Source organism: Enterobacter cloacae complex sp. 2022EL-00981 (assembly GCF_028737495.1).
In the GTDB taxonomy this organism is placed as follows: domain Bacteria; phylum Pseudomonadota; class Gammaproteobacteria; order Enterobacterales; family Enterobacteriaceae; genus Enterobacter; species Enterobacter cloacae.
In genome coordinates this window covers 1-726 of record NZ_JAQZRK010000069.1, presented here as the reverse complement: position 1 = coordinate 726, position 726 = coordinate 1, and the positions used below count along the sequence as shown (strand labels likewise).

The window sequence follows — 726 nt, the reverse complement described above, 5'->3', positions numbered from 1 at the left end:
TCTGTCTCTTCGCCAAAACATCTTCGGCGTTGTAAGGTTAAGCCTCACGGTTCATTAGTATCGGTTAGCTCAACGCATCGCTGCGCTTACACACCCGACCTATCAACGTCGTCGTCTTCAACGTTCCTTCAGGAGACTTTAAGTCTCAGGGAGAACTCATCTCGGGGCAAGTTTCGTGCTTAGATGCTTTCAGCACTTATCTCTTCCGCATTTAGCTACCGGGCAGTGCCATTGGCATGACAACCCGAACACCAGTGATGCGTCCACTCCGGTCCTCTCGTACTAGGAGCAGCCCCCCTCAATTCTCCAGCGCCCACGGCAGATAGGGACCGAACTGTCTCACGACGTTCTAAACCCAGCTCGCGTACCACTTTAAATGGCGAACAGCCATACCCTTGGGACCTACTTCAGCCCCAGGATGTGATGAGCCGACATCGAGGTGCCAAACACCGCCGTCGATATGAACTCTTGGGCGGTATCAGCCTGTTATCCCCGGAGTACCTTTTATCCGTTGAGCGATGGCCCTTCCATTCAGAACCACCGGATCACTATGACCTGCTTTCGCACCTGCTCGAGCCGTCACTCTCGCAGTCAAGCTAGCTTATGCCATTGCACTAACCTCCTGATGTCCGACCAGGATTAGCTAACCTTCGTGCTCCTCCGTTACTCTTTGGGAGGAGACCGCCCCAGTCAAACTACCCACCAGACACTGTCCGCAACCCGGAT

At 54.0% G+C, this 726-nt stretch carries 1 rRNA gene; it reads right to left on the bottom strand.

The window, feature by feature from the left end:
• Positions 1–33 precede the first annotated feature (33 nt).
• A 23S ribosomal RNA gene (locus PUZ33_RS25125) occupies positions 34–726 on the bottom strand; the annotation flags it as partial.